Here is a 15,576-nt window from a genome sequence, read left to right on the forward strand (position 1 = left end):
CTAATGGGCCACTTCGGGCGGCGAGGCGGCAGCACCGTCCTCGTGCGGCGCAACTCTCTCGCGCGACAGGAATATCTTGCGCAGCGCCGGCGCCACCACGAGCAGCAGCAGCGGGCCGATGAACATGCCGCCAACCACGACGGTGGCGAGCGGCCGCTGCACCTGGCTGCCGATGCCGTGCGACAGTGCCGCGGGAAACAGGCCGACGCCGGCGGAGAGCGCGGTCATCAGCATCGGCCGCATGCGCTGCTCGGCGCCGCTGAATACGGCCTCCGCGATGCCCATGCCGGAGGCGCGCAGCTCGCGGAAGTAGGTGATGTTGAGGATGCCGTCCATTACCGCGACGCCGAACAGCGAGATGAATCCGATCGCGGCGGAGATGCTGAAGTCGAGCCCGGCGAGATAGAGCGCGATCAGCCCGCCGCCGACCGCGAAGGGAATGCCGGCGAGCGCCAGCAGGCTGTCGCGCACGGAGTTGAACAGGCTGTAGAGCAGCACGAAGATCAGGAGCAGCGTGATCGGCACCACGACCATTAGCCGTGCCTTCGCCGCTTCCAGATTGTCGAACTCGCCGGACCAGATGATGCGATAGCCGGTCGGAAGCTGCACTGCCTCGGCAACGCGCGCCTGCGCCTCTGCAACCGTGGAGCCGAGATCGCGGCCGCGCACGCTGAACTTGATCGGAATGTAGCGCTGGCTCTTCTCGCGATAGATGAACAGCGCGCCGGTATCGAGCGATATGTCGGCGAGTTCGCTCAGGGGAATATAGGCATTGGTGCCGGACGGCGTCTGGTAGGCGACCTTGATGTTGCGCACCTCGTCGATGCTCTGCCGAAATTTTGGATCGAGGCGCACCGCGACGCCGAAGGTACGATCGCCTTCCAGCACGTTGGTGGCGACGCTGCCGCCGAGCGCCGCCTGAACCACGGTGGTGACGTCGCCGGTGTTCAGGCCGTAGCGGGCCGTCTTCTCGCGATTGACCTTGATATTGAGGTTGGGTTGGCCAACCAGATGAAAGATGCCGAGATCGGCAACGCCCTGGACATCCCGCATCACGTCCATCACCTTGGTCGCGGTCTGCTCCAGCACGTCGAGGTTGGGACCGATGATCTTGACCGAATTGGCGCCCTTCACGCCGGACAGCGCTTCCTCGACATTGTCCTGGATGTATTGGGAGAAATTGAAGGTGATCCCGGGCAGCTCCTCGTCAAACTCCTTCTGGAGCTCCTCGGTCAGTTTCTCCTTGGTCAGACCGGGCGGCCATTCGTCGAACGGCTTGATCGGCGCGAACAGCTCGACGTTGGAAAACGGCGAGGCGTCGCTGCCATTGTCCGGCCGGCCGTGCTGCGAGACGACGGTGATGATCTCGGGGTGGCGCAACAGGATGTCGCGCATCTTGCGCGTCGCTTCGGTGCCGGCATCGAGCGAGATCGTCGGCGGCATCGCGGCGCGGATCCAGAAATTGCCTTCCTCGAGCGCCGGGAGAAATTCGCTGCCGAGCCGGCTTGCCGCGAGTGCCGAGAGGGCGAGGAAGATGGCGCCCGCGGTCACCGCAAGCCTGACGCGGCTCAGGGCCCAGCGCAGCACTGGCGTGTAGACCTTGCGCAGTCCGCGCACGATCACGGTCTCCGTCTCCTCGATGTGCTCGGGCAGCAGCAGCGAGGCGAGCACCGGCGTCACCGTGAAGGTGGCCAGCAGTGCGCCGGCGAGGGCGTAACCGTAGGTGCGCGCCATCGGCCCGAAGATCTGGCCCTCGACGCCCTGCATCGTGAACAGCGGCACGAAGGCGGTCACGGTGATCGCAGCGGTGAAGAACACGGCCTTGTCGACCTGGAGCGCACTGACGAAGATCATCCGCAGTCGCTCGGTCCAGCGGGCGGCTGCGGGCTGGCCGTGGCTGGACGAGGTGGGGTCCGGTCCCCAATAACCTTCCGCCAGGTTCTGCAATACGCGAGCGCGGCTCTCCGGGCTCGATTGGAAATTGCGGAAGATGTTCTCCATGATGATGACGGCGGAATCGACAATGATGCCGAAATCGACCGCGCCGAGCGACAAGAGGTTGGCGTCCTCTCCCTGGAGCACCAGGATGATGATGGCGAAGAACAGCGCGAACGGGATGTTGGCGGCGACGATCAGCGCACTGCGCAGATTGCCGAGGAAAACCCACTGGATCACGAACACCAGGAGACAACCGAACACGAGGTTGTGCAGCACCGTGTGCGTTGTGACCCCGACCAGCGCGCTGCGGTCGTAATAGGGCACGATCCTGACGCCTGGCGGCAGCGTGCCGTCGCTGTTGATCTTGGCGACCTCGTCCTGCACCCTCGGAATGATGTCGTTGGTGTGCTGGGTCCGCCCCATCACGACGATGGCAGCCGCGATGTCGTCCTCCTTGTCCTTGCCGGCGATGCCGAGCCGCGGCACGTAGCCGATCGAGACCTTGGCAACATCCTTGATCTGGATCGGAAGCCCGTTCTGCTGGGTGAGGACGATGTTCTCGATGTCCTGGACCCTGTAGCCCTTGGTGACGTCGTCAGCCCCGCCGGAATCGATCTGGCCGATCCCGCGAATGTTGACCGACTGCTGCCCGATCGCGATCTCGCGGCCGCCGACATTGGCGTTGGAATTGCCCAGCGCGGTGACGAGCTGCGGCACGGTGATGTTGTAGGCCTCGAGCTTGGAGAGGTCGGCGTCGACGTTGAACTGCTTGGTGGTGCCGCCCCAGGCATTGATCTGCACCACGCCCGGAATTGTCATCAGCCGCCGGGTGACGACGTAGTCTTGCAAGGTGCGCAGATTGGTCAGGCCGAAATTCGGCGGGCCGACGAGCTGGTAACGATAGATCTCTCCGACCAGGCTCGACTGCTGGATGGTCGGCACGAGGTTGCCGGGCAGCGTGATGTTCTGCTGGATGCTGTTGGCGGCCTGCGTCAGTGCGAAGTAGTAGTCAACGCCGTAGCGGAAGGTGACGCGGACGAAGGACAGGCCATAGAACGAGGTTGAGCGGATGTTGACGACGCCGGGCGTCGGATAGAGACCGACCTCCATCGGGATCGTGTAGTATTTCTCCATCTCCTCGGCCGAAAGCCCCGGAGCCTGCGCGGTGATTTCCAGGATCACCGGCGCCGGGTTGGGATAGGCCTCGATGTTCAGCTTGCTGAAGGCCGCAATTCCCGCGGCGCAGAACACGACGAGGCCGAGCACGATGATCGCGCTGCGGGTCAGGCCAAACTGGAGGATGCTCTTGATCAAAACCGTACACTTGCACTGAGCGAAGAAGAATGATGGGTGCCAGGTTCAGCCCGTGACCGCGATGGCAAACTTGTTGCTGAGGAAGATCGCGCCGGTCGAGGCCACCAGCTCTCCTGGATTGAGCCCGTCCAGGATTTGACGCCATCCGTTCTGTCCCAGCCCGACCTTCACCGCGCGCCTCTTGAAACGGCGACGATCGGTGGTCACCCATACCGTCATTGAGCCGTCACCTTCGCGGACGATGGCGTCCGACGGGATCGCAACCGACGTTCTCGGGCCTTCGATCTCGATGGAGAAGGTTGCGAGCATGCCGGCGCGGAGCTTGTGGTCGGGATCGTCGATCACGGAGCGAACGAGCTGGCGGTGCGTGTTCGGATCGATGTTCAGTCCGAGCGTTGTCACGTAGCCGCGGAACACGTCGTTGGGATACGCCGGAACGGTGACGGCCACGGGCTGTCCGAGCCGATAGGCGGGGGCGTCGGTCTCGATGACGTTCGCGACCATCCACATGGTGGAGAGGTTGGCCAGCGTATAAGGCGCCGGCGCGTTCCCGGGCTGGACGTAGAGGCCGGGAGCTGCGCTTCGGGCCACGATCTGGCCCGAGATCGGGCTCGGCACGCGCAGGATCGAATCGACCTTCCGGTCCGCGAGAATTCGGTCGACCTCCTCCTCGGTCTTGCCGAAGATGCGTACGGCGTCGCGGGCGGCCTTGTAATTGCCTTCGGCGGTCTGCTGGTCCGAGGTCGCCTGATCGACGTCCTTTTGCGCGCCGCCGCCGGTTTTCAGAAGCTGCTTCACGCGATTGAGCGTCCGGGTTTGCAGTTCCAGCACACCGGCTGCCGCGAGCAGGGTGGATTCGGCCTGGAGGAGGTCGGGACTGTCGATCGTGAACAGGGTCTGCCCCTTGGTGACGGTATCGCCGACGTTGAGGATCGTATCGACGATCCTGCCCGGGTTGGTCGTAAATGCCTGAACCAGCATATTCTGGTTGAAGTCGATCGACCCGACCGCGTTCTTCATCACGCGGAAACTGCGGGGCTCGGCCGGCAGGATCTTGAAGCCGTCGGCCTGCTTCTCGGTGATATCGACTGTCTGTTGCGCGACATCGACCTCGCTCTTCGCGTCCGGCTGGTCGGCCTTGGCCGGTCTCACCTCGCTTGTGCGCGTCAACAGCCACGCGCCGGCGGCAAGCACCGCCGCCGCAGCAATGCTCGCCGCAAGGCCCGCATGCTTGACACGAAATGCCGTCATCGCTCGTGTCCTCTTGTAATGGCTTCGGCAGCGTCCGCCCACGACCCGGCCACCGCCGCGCCGGGGGGCAGGGGCGATGCAACCGTCATGGCAGGAGCGGAACCCTGTTAGCAGTCGACGCTGACGCTCACCTTACGGAGCCTGCGCATCTCGGCTTCGGTCCGGAGAGCGGTTTTTTTGCTGGCCGTGGCCGCCGAATGATGGGAGACATCGTCTGTTGCGGCGTGGGCCGCAGGATTCGGGAATACCGGAGCGTCGGGTTCAACGCATGCGCCTGCTGATCGTCGAGGACAATGCCGAGCTATCGCGGCTCGTCGCGAGCGGGCTGTCGGCGGCGGGCTATGAGAGCGACATCGTGAGCAGCGCCGCGGAGGCGCGCGAGGCGGTGCACAATGTCAGCTATGCCGCGATGATCCTCGACCTCGGACTGCCCGACGGCGACGGCCTGTCGGTGCTGCGCGAGCTGCGCCGGCAGATGGATCCGCTGCCCATCCTGGTGCTGACCGCGCGCGGCGGACTGCAGGACCGCGTCAACGGCCTGCGCAGCGGCGCCGACGATTATCTCGCAAAACCGTTCGCGATGGAGGAGCTGGTGGCGCGGCTGGAGGCGATCCTGCGCCGCCCGGGCCAGTTGCTCGGCCGCTCGCTGCGCCTCGCCAACCTCGTCTACGACACCGAGAGCCGCCAGATCTTCGTCGACGACCAGCCGCGGATCATCTCCGCGCGCGAGACCTCGGTGCTCGAGATCCTGCTCCGCCGGCAGGGGCGGGTGGTGCCGAAGAAGAATGTCGAGGACCACATCTTCGGGCTCGAGGGCGAGGTTGCCTCCAATGCGGTCGAGGTCTACGTCTCGCGGCTGCGCAAGCAGCTCGCCGAGCACGGCGCCAAGGTCGTGATCCACACCATCCGCGGCGTCGGCTATCTGATGGCCGAGGAAAAGTAGCGTGGCGACGGCCGGGGCCATTGCGAGATCGCCGACGTTCAAGTCGCTGATCTGGCGCATCGTGTTCCTGCACATCGTCGCGGTCGCGGTGGTTGCGATCTTCCTGCCATTGGTGCTGTTCTGGCTGCTCAACTCGGAGGTCGACCAGCTGCATCGCGAGGCGATGCGTGCCCAGGCCGAGGTGCTGGCGGAGCGCATCGCCGTGCAGCCGGACGGCACGTTGACGTTCAATCTACCGGACAGTCTCAGGGGCCTCTATTCGGACGCTTATGGCCGCTATCAGTACGACATCCGCGATGCCGACGGCCGCTTGCTGTTCTCCTCGCATCGGCGCCCGGGCACACCGGCACCGCCGCTGTCCGAGACCATTTCCGGCGCGGGCGTCAGCCGGACCATCGGCGGCAAGACCGTCCGCATCCGGGTCGCCGAGGATCTGGCGCATCGCGACGTCATCATCGACGACATCATCTCGAACTTCTTTCGCCGCGTCGGATGGATCACCATCCCGATCCTCTTGGTCCTGCTCGCCACCGACATCATCATCTTCCGCCGCGCGGTCGCGCCGCTGTGGAAGGCCTCGGAGGAGGCGAGCAATATCGGCCCGTCTCGTACCGATATCCGCCTGCCGACCGAGCAGATTCCGCGCGAAATCATGCCGCTGGTCACCGCCGTCAACCAGGCGCTCGACCGTCTCGATGATGGGTTTCGCGTGCAGCGGCAGTTCACGGCCGACGCCGCGCACCAATTGCGCACGCCGCTGGCGATCCTTCGCACGCGGATCGACACGCTCGGCGATGGCGCGGTGAGCCAGGCGCTGCACGCCGACATCGAAAGCATGAGCCGGATCGTGGCTCAGCTCCTCGAGATCGCCGAGCTCGATACGCTGGTGATCGATCCCGGCGAGACCGCGGATTTGCGTGCCGTCTGCGCCGAGGTGATCGCCGCGATCGCGCCATTCGCGCTTTCCCAGCACAAGGACATCGCGTTGAAGGGTACCGAGGCGCCGGTGATGATCCACGGCAATGCGGTCATGCTGCAGCGGGCGATCTTTAACCTCGCCGAAAACGCCATCAAGTTCACCGCGAAGGATACGTCCGTCGATGTCGAGGTAGGCGACGACGGCTCGGTGCGGGTGCGCGATTGCGGTCCCGGTGTCGCGGAGGAGGAGCGTGAGCTGATCTTCCAGCGTTTCTGGCGTGCCGACCGCCAGCGCACGGACGGTGCGGGCCTTGGCCTATCGATCGTGCGCGCCGTTGCCGACGATCACGCCGCGACGATCGCGGTCGAAAACCTCCCCGGCGGCGGCGCCGAGTTCACGCTGCGCTTCAGGCTGGCTGAGAAGCTCGCCTCTCCTCCTTCTTCCCTTGTGGGACAGGGAGGCTTCGCAAAAAGCTAAGTCGGCTTGGGGGTCTTTCTCCACTTGCAACCCTGCCGCGGTTTCATCGTAATTGCCCGCAGCCGAAGGCGACAGCAGGATTGATCGCGGAAGCCAAGTACGGAAGTCTTCCTGCTGTTTTAGGGACACCAGAAGTGGAATAGTTGCCAATCGCGACCTGGCAATTCGACGTTGGGCGATTGCATTGGTTTGGTTATAGCGAGAGTGTCAGCAAACAAGCACAATAACTGGTTGTGCGAGCGCGATTGTCGCGCTTTGGGAAGCCTTCGGCCGCATTTTCGCTACGCAACTGCACAGCAGCAATCAGGAATATCCCGAACAGGCGCCAGGCGCAGCGGTCGTGGTGCAAGTTCGCGCGCCACTATCCTGGAGAGGAGGGATTGTGATGAGCATACAGTCGGCGCGAATGGTGTTGGCGAGCGGCCTGATAACTGCAGCCCTGGCAAGCGGCGCATTCGGGCAGCAGGACCAAAAGCTCGGTAACGTGACCTTTCCTACGTCCTGCGATCCCAACGTGCAGGCCGAGTTTGATCGCGGTGTCGCGATGCTGCATTCGTATTGGTTCTTGATCGCCCGCCGGAAGTTCGAAGCGATACTGCAGCAGGATCCCAAGTGCGCCATGGCTTATTGGGGTGTTGCGATGGATCTTCTCGGCAATACGCTGGCAACCACGCCGACGCGAGCGGAGGCCCAGGCGGCCTGGGAGGCACTGGAAAAAGCCCGCGCTGTCGGGCCGAAGACGCCGCGTGAGCGCGATTGGATCGAGGCGCTGGCCGCGTACTTCCGGGACCATGACAATGTTGCAGTGGATGCTCGTCTGGCGGCCTACAATGCCGCCATGGAGCGGATGGCGCAAAGCTATCCTGACGACTATGAGGTGCAGGCATATTATGCGCTGACGTTACAGGCTTCGGCACCGAAGAACGATCTCTCCTACGCCAACCAGCTCAAATCTGCGGCCCTTCTGGAAAAGCTGTTTGAACAGAACCCGCAACATCCAGGCGTGACGCATTACCTCATTCATGCCTACGACTTTGCGCCCCTCGCCGAAAAGGGCGTTGCGTCCGCTCGGCGCTATGCCGGCATTGCTCCTGCCGTACCACACGCGCGGCACATGCCATCGCACATCTATTCCATGGTCGGGCTTTGGGAGGAATCGATCGCCTCGAACGCTTCGGCGCTCGAGATCCAGCCGGACTACTATCACGCGGCAGACTTTACCGTCTATGCGCATCTGCAACTCGCGCAGGACGTCAAAGCCGATGCGATGATCAAAAAGTCGCTTGCCACGGCCGATCGCGGTGATCGACCGATCAACTTCGTCAACTTCACCGCCAAGGCCGCTATGCCAGCGCGCTATGTCTTGGAGCGGGGCGACTGGGCCGGCGCCGCGGCGTTGCCGATGACGCCCACCAAATATCCAATGGCGGACTCCTTGATTCGTTTTACGCGCGGTCTCGGCATGGCGCGTACCGGCGATCTCGCCGGTGCCAGGGAAGAGATCGAAGCAATGAAGGGATTGCGCGCAACGCTGCAGGGGGCCGATCAATCCTACTGGGCCGACCGTACCGACGAGCAGATGCTTGCCGTTTCAGCCTGGGTGGCAGTGAAGGAAGGCGATGCAGATAAGGCACTGCGTTTCATGCGGGCGGCCGCCGACCGCGAAGACGGCAGCCTCAAGCACGTGGCGATGGAGAATCGCCTATTCCCGTTCCGCGAATTGTTGGCCGAATTGCTGCTCGAGGCAGGGCAGCCTGCAGCCGCTCTGAACGAGTACGAGACCGCGCTGAAGCAAACCCCCAATCGCTTTCGCGCGTTCTGGGGAGCCGGCCGTGCCGCAGATCTCGCCGGCGACCGCCAGAAGGCGGACCAGTACTTCAGCAAGCTGGTCGAGCTGACCAGGAACGCGGATACGGAGCGAAAGGAAGTCCGCGACGCCAAAACATTCCTGCAAACGGCCACTGTAGGCAGTGCAAAACAATGATTTATCGGTCGTCGGCAAGTTACCTGACGGCCTCGATGCCGAGATAACAGCGATGGTCCGCGCAATCATAGTGGCTGCAGCGCTCGGGGGGGTGGTTGCCGGTGTTGCGGCTTACACGGAAAGCCCGCCAGAATGGTGGACCAAACCGCCATTTGACGGGTTTGACGGTAAAGCCGGGACGGCAATCAGGTCCGAGGCCTGGCCGATCTGCACCACAATGACGTCGGTCGCGGTGGATGCCGATTGGGTGCAGCTCGATCCCGATTTCAAGGCAGGCAAGAAGGCGCTCGCAGCAGAGGATTGGAACGGAGCGATCGCGGCGTTCGAGCTCGCCGCGTTGCGCGATCCCCTTAATGCCGACACCCAGAACTATATCGGCTATGCCTATCGACGGCTGCGTCAGCTAGGTCCGGCCATCGGCCATTATCAGCAGGCGCTGATCCTGAACCCCCGCCACCGTGGAGCGCACGCGCATCTCGGTGAAGCCTATTTGGTCCTTGGCGAGCCGGAGAAAGCCGAGCAACTCCTCGCCGCGCTTGAAAATCTCTGCCTCATTCCTTGCGACGAGTATGGCGATCTCAAGCGAGCAATTGCGGCGTACAGGAGGTTGGCCGCGCGCTGATCGACCCTGCCTGGATTGGGGCCGCGATCGAATTGACCTATGTGACGAACGAGGGGGCCTGGACCGGACGGCCGCCCTATGGCGACCCGAGCCGACCTTTGATCTAGGTCAAGCGTTCCGAACAGAAGTCGGGGACCGATTCTTTGGATTGGCGACGGCGCGCGGTTGCTCTGCTCCAACAACAGTGGGCGGGTGTTCAGATGATCACGATTCCAGAACTGCTGGCTCAGACTTTATCGTCGTTTCTAACGTCCGATACGCGAGACAGGTTTGGTTCCTCGCATGCCCGGTTGACCGAAGTCCTTCCGTTTGCCGCCAGACTTACATTGGAATGCATCGGTAACAGCGACGCTCTGTATCATGACATAGAGCACACTATGCTTGTTACTCTTGCGGGGCACGACATCCTAATGGGGCGAATGTTGTCGCGGCCGACAACAGCCGTGGATTACGCAAATTTCATCCTCGCCTGCCTTACCCACGATATCGGATACGTGCGCGGGATCGTTCAAGGAGATAGCGAAGACTCCTATGTCGCAGATTTGACCGGCCAAACAATTCGTCTTCCGAGAGGGGCGTCGGACGCCGCGCTCGCACCCTATCATGTGGACCGATCGAAGCTGTTCGTCTCCGAGCGCCTCGACTCTGTCGAAGAGGTCGATGCAAGTCGAATTGTCCGAGCCATAGAATTTACGCGCTTTCCCTATACGCCTTCTTCGAACGACGAATTGATCGAAGAGGAAGGTATGTTGCTGCGGGCTGCCGATCTTATCGGTCAGCTTGGTGATCCCAATTACCTGAGAAAATCGAATGCGCTGTTCTACGAGTTTGAGGAAATCGGGTTGAACAGGAAGCTCGGCTACGAAACGCCTGCCGACGTCGTTTACAAGTACCCGCAGTTCTATTGGAACAATGTCGCCCCGCAAATTCAGAACGCCATACGCTATCTCAATATCACCACGAGCGGGCGGCAGTGGATAGCAAACCTTTATAGCAATCTCTTCCGAGCGGAGCGCGAACCGGGGTTATCCGGACCGCAGCTATGATCCTCCCGGCGGAACGTGTCACGACTCCTTGCGGAAATCTCGGACAAGTTGAGCAGCCGCAATGATTCACCTTGCGGGCATCCTTCCCGGCACATGCCGCGCCCCGCGCGCTTAATGGGCGCTTAACGGTTTTGCGCAACAGATAGATCACCAGCGCGGAATTAGTCCTAGTTACAAGTGCGAGCCGAGCTCCCGGGGAGGGGAATCGGATGGGACTGCTTTTTGTTGGAGTGCTGGCAGGAGTCCTGATCGGCTTTGGCTGGTTCGCGCCGTCCCGAGGGTATTTCCTCGGGTGTGCGTCACGCCCCTGTTTCGACAGTGTTGCAGTCGCCCGACCTGTCGAGCCAACGCCGGCGGCATTGGCGCCGACCCCTGCGATCGTCAAATTGAATTCTGCAACCCCCGCAAAGTCCGGCAAGAGGTCTTCCCCGAAGAAACGCGGATCGACCAATCTCGCCAAGGCGGCGGCCCCGCGCACGAGGATCAGCGTCGCGGCGCCCGAGCGCCCGGCGGAAAGATCAGACCCTGTCCTGGACAAGGCAAGGGTCACGATCGCAGCGAAGATGGAGGACGCAGGATCGGCCGAATTCAGCGATATGAAGCGCGCAATGCGCTTGAACGTGTTTGGGCGCCCCGTGGATACGATCTGCGGGCGCGTGAAAGGAAGGAGCGCGTCGGGCGGCGAGATCGGAGAGCGACCATTTCTGTATCTCGTGAAGGAGGATGAAGCATACGTCGTCGATGGCAAGTCGGGGTCGGCGGCGTCAACCGCGTATCGAAATATCTGCAATTAGGAAAGCGTCGACCGCGCCACGGCGTGGCACGCGCCCAAATGATTTGAGCGGAAAGAATTTCCACCCAGGCTCCAGGCGGTCCCGCAGTGGATACGATCCTGACTGGCGCTGCGTCGATCTCGTGATGATGCATTCAGGCCGAATGCCGCAGCAGGAGACGCAATATGGAATGGGAATGTCGCAGAAATTCTTTTCATCTCGGGGAAATCATGGACGACATAACCAACTCCTCAAAACGGCTCAATGGATCGCTTCACTTGCCGGCGCTGGTGATCGTCGAGCCGCTCCTGTTGCCCCGCACATGTATCCTGAACGTCCTCAGGCGGGAGTTGGCCGAGTTCGAGATCCTCGACATGGCAACAGTCCAGAGCCTGGACAGCATCTCAACTCGCGATGTGCGTCTTGTGCTGCTGAGTATTGCGGACAAGCTCATCGGCGATCCTTTGGTTGAGGATGATCTCGCCTTCGTCGCTGAGTGCTGTCCCAACGCCGCCGTTGCAATCCTGTCGAACCATGACGACGAGCCGACCGCGCAGGCCGCGATGCAGCGGGGCGTGCGCGGCTTTCTCCCCACCTCGCTGCCGATCGAGGTCGTCATAGCCGGCCTGCGTCTCGTTCTTGTCGGCGGCGTCTACAGGCCGTTGCCCGTCCCTGGAGCAAGCAGGATGCCGGGTTTCGAGCCGCCCGATGCGCGTGGGCTCGCGTCCGCATATCTGACGAACGAGGGAGCCAGGGCCGCCATCGACAGGAGCGTGACCGATCTCACGCCTCGAGAGCAGCACGTTCTGGCGGAATTGGAGCTCGGTCTGCCCAACAAGCTGATCGCGGCCAAATTGAACCTCTCGGAAAGCACCGTCAAAATGCACATTCAGCACATCATGAGGAAATGTGCTGCCCACAATCGCACGGAAGCGGTCCTCCGCTGGCGCGGCCGGTTGCCCGCGCAGAGCCGCGATCACGATCCGGGCTCAGCCCCGACGCCGGAGACCTGGTCACGCTGAACGGGATCAATCCTCCCGGAATGCGCCGCGGAAGCTGTCGAGCAGGGGCCTGAGCGCGTAAAGTGCGACGGTACCGCGCCCTGTCGTGATGAACACTTGAACCGGCATGCCGGGGAGGATCTGGATGTCGTTTGCGGCGATCTGCGCGTCGTCGATCCGGATCTTTGTCGCGTAATATGGTTGGTCGGTACGCTTGTCGAGAAGCCGGTCTGCGGATACGTGCACGACGGTTCCCTTCAGGCGCGGTACGCGACGCTGATTGTACGGTACGAGATGCACCTCGGCATTGAGGCCGGGATGAACCACGTCGATGTCCTCGGGCCTCAGGCGCGCGGTCACGATCAGGCGGTCTTGCCGGGGTACCAGGTCCATGAGCGGGGCACCAGCCCCGATGACGCCGCCGGTCGTATGAATCCGCAGGTCAGTTATCACGCCGTCCTCGGGCGCCTTGACCTCCGTTCGGGATAGTTGATCCCTGGCCGCAAGCAGCCGTTCGCGGAGCTGGAATATCTGGCTCTGTGCTTCGCGAAGCGACTGTGCGATCTCGCTCTGCCTCTCGCTCTCGAGCTTGAACGAATTCGCCTGCGACTCGTTGATGACCTGCGCGGCGCGGGAAATCTGCGCCGCGATCTCGCCGCGGCGCCCCTCAACGTCGGCCAGTTCACGCTGCAGATTCAGGAGGCGTGGCCGTCGTTCGAGTCCCTTGTTGACGAGGGTCGTGACCATATCGAGCTCTTCGCGGACGATGTCGCTTCGCTGCCCGGTGGCGCTCTCCTGCGCCTTGAGACCTTCGATCTCCTTCTCGACCTGATGCCTCCGTTCGCGAATGACCGCGAGTTGCGACTCGTGAACCTGCCGGCGTGCCTGGAAAATGAACTGCTGCGCCGATACCGCAGCAGCCGCCACCCCATTTTGTTGGCTGTCCTGCTCCAGCGTGCTCGGGACCGCGATCCTCTCAAATCTCTGCTGCTCTGCCTGAAGCCGCGCGGCACGAGCAGTTGCATCCCATAACTGGCCCTGAAGGCTTTGCACCTCCGAACCGGCGCGGGTGTCGTCCAGCTCGATCAGCGTTTGTCCGCTTCGCACGACATCGCCGTCGGAAACCAGGATTTTCCTGACGATACCGCCTTCCAGGTGCTGAATTGTCTTGCGGTTCGATTCCGGTTCGACGACGCCGGACGCGATTGCTGCGCTCTCGAGAGGGGCGAGGCTCGCCCATGTGCCAAGCCCCAGCATGAAGCCGAGCACGAGCAGATTGCCCGCGAGGGTGATACCGCGAAGCCCGGCGCGTGGAGAGACCGGCGTGGGGGCCGAGCACCATGGAAATTCGAGAGGCTCGAAATCGTCGATTGCGGTAACAACGCCTCCAAGTCGGCCCGCGAGCCGGGGGCGTACGGGCGTTCGCGCGATCTGGTCCCAGATCATGGGAAGTCGCGAGACCGCGGGAAGCTTCCAGTTTGTGGGAAAATTCCAGATCATGGCGCAACCTGCGACGTGACCTGAGGCCGAGCCAGGTGTCGTTCAAAGATTTCCTCGCTTTCGCCGAACGCGACGAGCGCACCGCCTTCCATGATGGCAATCTTGTCCGTCGCTGCGAGGAGACCCATCCGGTGAGTGACGACGACCAGGACGACGTTTGCGCGCTTCATGCGCTCGATGGCATCCAGCAGCATTCGCTCGCCTCCGTAGTCGAGGCTGGCGTTCGGCTCGTCGAGAACAACGAGACGCGGACTGTCGAAAAAGGCCCGGGCCAGACCGAGACGCTGCCGATATCCGCGCGAGAATGATTTTTCACTGTGGACCACCGTGTCGTATCCGAGCGGCAGACGCATGATCGCATCATGGATTCCGACGAGCTTGGCCGCATCGACGACCTTCCGCCGATCGGCATCATCGAGCCGTGCGATGATGTCGTTTATGGTGTCGCCGAGCAGATTGATGTCCTGGGGAAGATATCCGAGACGGTGGCCGCTTCGTTGCTCGCGAAGCAGCGAGACGTCGGTATCGTCGAGGCGGACGCCGCCATGCGTCGGGCTCGACAGCCCCGCGATCACTTGGCCAAGCAAGGACTTGCCAGACCCGGACGGACCGATAATGCCAAGGCATTCTCCGGGCGCGAGGCTGAACGAGACTTCTTTCAATAGAAAATTGTTGGGTCCCGGTAGCTTGACGCCAACGTTGTCAACGACGAGACCGCTCCGCGCTTGTTGCGGCACGATCTCCATATCCTGCTGCTCGGTGGCGGGGAACGCAGCGAGAAGAGCGCCGAGCCGCTGACAGGCACTGACGGCCGTCACGAGTGATTTCCAGCCTGCGACTGCACTCTCGACTGGCGCGAGCGCCCGGCTGAACATCAGCGTAGATGCAAAGATGATCGCCGGACTTTTCCCGTGATCGAGGACGAGCCACGCGGCTGCTCCCATGATCAGGACTTGCGACAGCGCGCGGACCGGTTTGGTGGCCAGCATGACGATCTCGCCTCGCCTGAGAGCCTCATCGTGCTCCCTGCGCGCGTCCTGCGCGTCGTGGTAGATCGTGCGCGCAGCGCTATCGAACATGCCCATGGCGCGGATCATGTGGATGTTGCCGGCGGCGGCCTGAAGACGGCCGTAGCTCCTGGACAGTGCGGCGCTGGATTTGAGCAGGACGTCCTCGGTCACCAGGTCTCCGGCAACCGTGAGAGCGAACAGGAGGGCCACGCAGCAGGCGCCCACGACGCCAAGCAGGGGATGGATCAGAAAAAGGACAAGGAGGAACAGGGGCGCCCAGAGCGCGTCGAACAGCATCGGACATGCGCCGGACTCCACGAACTGGCGCAGGACCGTGAGATCCCGATAGGCGTCCGACGCCCGCGTCCAGTCGCTGCGAAGCGCGGATTCGAGGCTGGCCGAAAGCACGCAAGGACGAAGCCGATCGTCGAGCCAGGAGCCAAGGCGCCCCAGGACGGCACGTCGCAATGCATCGAATACGCCGCCGACCACGACCGTGACCGCGACAATGAGCGTGAGCAGGAGCAGCGTGTCGCCGCTCCGGCTCGACAAAACCCTGTCGTAGATCTGAAGAAGGTAGATGGACGGCGCAAACAGCAGCAGGTTGTAGCTGCAACTATACGCGAATACGAGACCGAGCGGTCCCGCGCAGGACCACAGGGCCGCGTGCAGCGGCGTCCGGACTTGCGGCAGGATGGGTAATCGAGAGGGCGGCATCAGCATGATCGTCACCGCCTGAAATCGAGGTCCGGCGCACTTGCCCGGCGGCCAATGCAATCCGGCGAGGGCATCGGCGGG

At 62.7% G+C, this 15,576-nt stretch carries 11 protein-coding genes; 7 read left to right on the plus strand and 4 right to left on the minus strand.

Annotated elements, in window-relative coordinates; genetic code table 11:
• Together AXW67_RS01030 and AXW67_RS01035 are read right to left on the minus strand one after the other, a co-directional pair.
• A complete protein-coding gene (locus tag AXW67_RS01030) occupies positions 1-3,252 on the minus strand; it encodes an efflux RND transporter permease subunit (protein WP_063675939.1) in 3,252 nt (1,083 codons plus the stop codon).
• 45 nt (positions 3,253-3,297) lie between these two features.
• Positions 3,298-4,503: an efflux RND transporter periplasmic adaptor subunit gene (locus tag AXW67_RS01035; protein WP_145927339.1), complete on the minus strand. Its 1,206-nt coding sequence runs from the start codon at positions 4,501-4,503 to the stop codon at positions 3,298-3,300.
• 268 nt (positions 4,504-4,771) lie between these two features.
• On the opposite strand from AXW67_RS01035, the gene AXW67_RS01040 reads away from it, so the two are divergent.
• From AXW67_RS01040 to AXW67_RS01070, 7 genes are all read left to right on the plus strand, one after another.
• Positions 4,772-5,446 carry a response regulator transcription factor gene (locus AXW67_RS01040; protein WP_063675941.1) on the plus strand — a complete coding sequence of 225 codons (675 nt, stop codon included), beginning with the start codon at positions 4,772-4,774 and terminating at the stop codon, positions 5,444-5,446.
• A 1-nt stretch (position 5,447) separates the two neighbouring features.
• Positions 5,448-6,842, plus strand: coding sequence for a sensor histidine kinase (locus AXW67_RS01045; protein WP_063675943.1), 1,395 nt, complete (start codon positions 5,448-5,450; stop codon positions 6,840-6,842).
• 385 nt (positions 6,843-7,227) lie between these two features.
• Positions 7,228-8,826, plus strand: coding sequence for a tetratricopeptide repeat protein (locus AXW67_RS01050; RefSeq protein ID WP_082907713.1), 1,599 nt, complete (start codon positions 7,228-7,230; stop codon positions 8,824-8,826).
• A gap of 52 nt (positions 8,827-8,878) precedes the next feature.
• Positions 8,879-9,448, plus strand: coding sequence for a tetratricopeptide repeat protein (locus AXW67_RS01055; RefSeq protein WP_082907714.1), 570 nt, complete (start codon positions 8,879-8,881; stop codon positions 9,446-9,448).
• 200 nt (positions 9,449-9,648) lie between these two features.
• The gene (locus tag AXW67_RS01060; protein WP_063675947.1) at positions 9,649-10,494 is read left to right on the plus strand and encodes a hypothetical protein; all 846 of its coding nucleotides are present in this window, start codon (positions 9,649-9,651) and stop codon (positions 10,492-10,494) included.
• A 209-nt stretch (positions 10,495-10,703) separates the two neighbouring features.
• Positions 10,704-11,288: a hypothetical protein gene (locus AXW67_RS43575; protein ID WP_245315335.1), complete on the plus strand. Its 585-nt coding sequence runs from the start codon at positions 10,704-10,706 to the stop codon at positions 11,286-11,288.
• Between the two features lie 164 nt (positions 11,289-11,452).
• Complete coding sequence (locus tag AXW67_RS01070; RefSeq protein ID WP_245315337.1) at positions 11,453-12,289, plus strand: response regulator transcription factor; 837 nt, start codon at positions 11,453-11,455, stop codon at positions 12,287-12,289.
• Positions 12,290-12,295: 6 nt separating this feature from the next.
• Here AXW67_RS01070 and AXW67_RS01075 read toward each other — a convergent pair whose 3' ends face one another.
• Both AXW67_RS01075 and AXW67_RS01080 read right to left on the minus strand, forming a co-directional pair.
• Positions 12,296-13,714, minus strand: a complete 1,419-nt coding sequence (locus AXW67_RS01075) for an HlyD family type I secretion periplasmic adaptor subunit (protein WP_245315339.1) — start codon at positions 13,712-13,714, stop codon at positions 12,296-12,298.
• Positions 13,715-13,764: 50 nt separating this feature from the next.
• Positions 13,765-15,501 (minus strand): type I secretion system permease/ATPase, encoded by a 1,737-nt coding sequence (locus AXW67_RS01080; protein ID WP_063676097.1) that lies wholly within the window; start codon positions 15,499-15,501, stop codon positions 13,765-13,767.
• Positions 15,502-15,576: the final 75 nt, after the last annotated feature.

The organism is Bradyrhizobium neotropicale (assembly GCF_001641695.1).
GTDB classification, from domain to species: Bacteria; Pseudomonadota; Alphaproteobacteria; order Rhizobiales; family Xanthobacteraceae; genus Bradyrhizobium; species Bradyrhizobium neotropicale.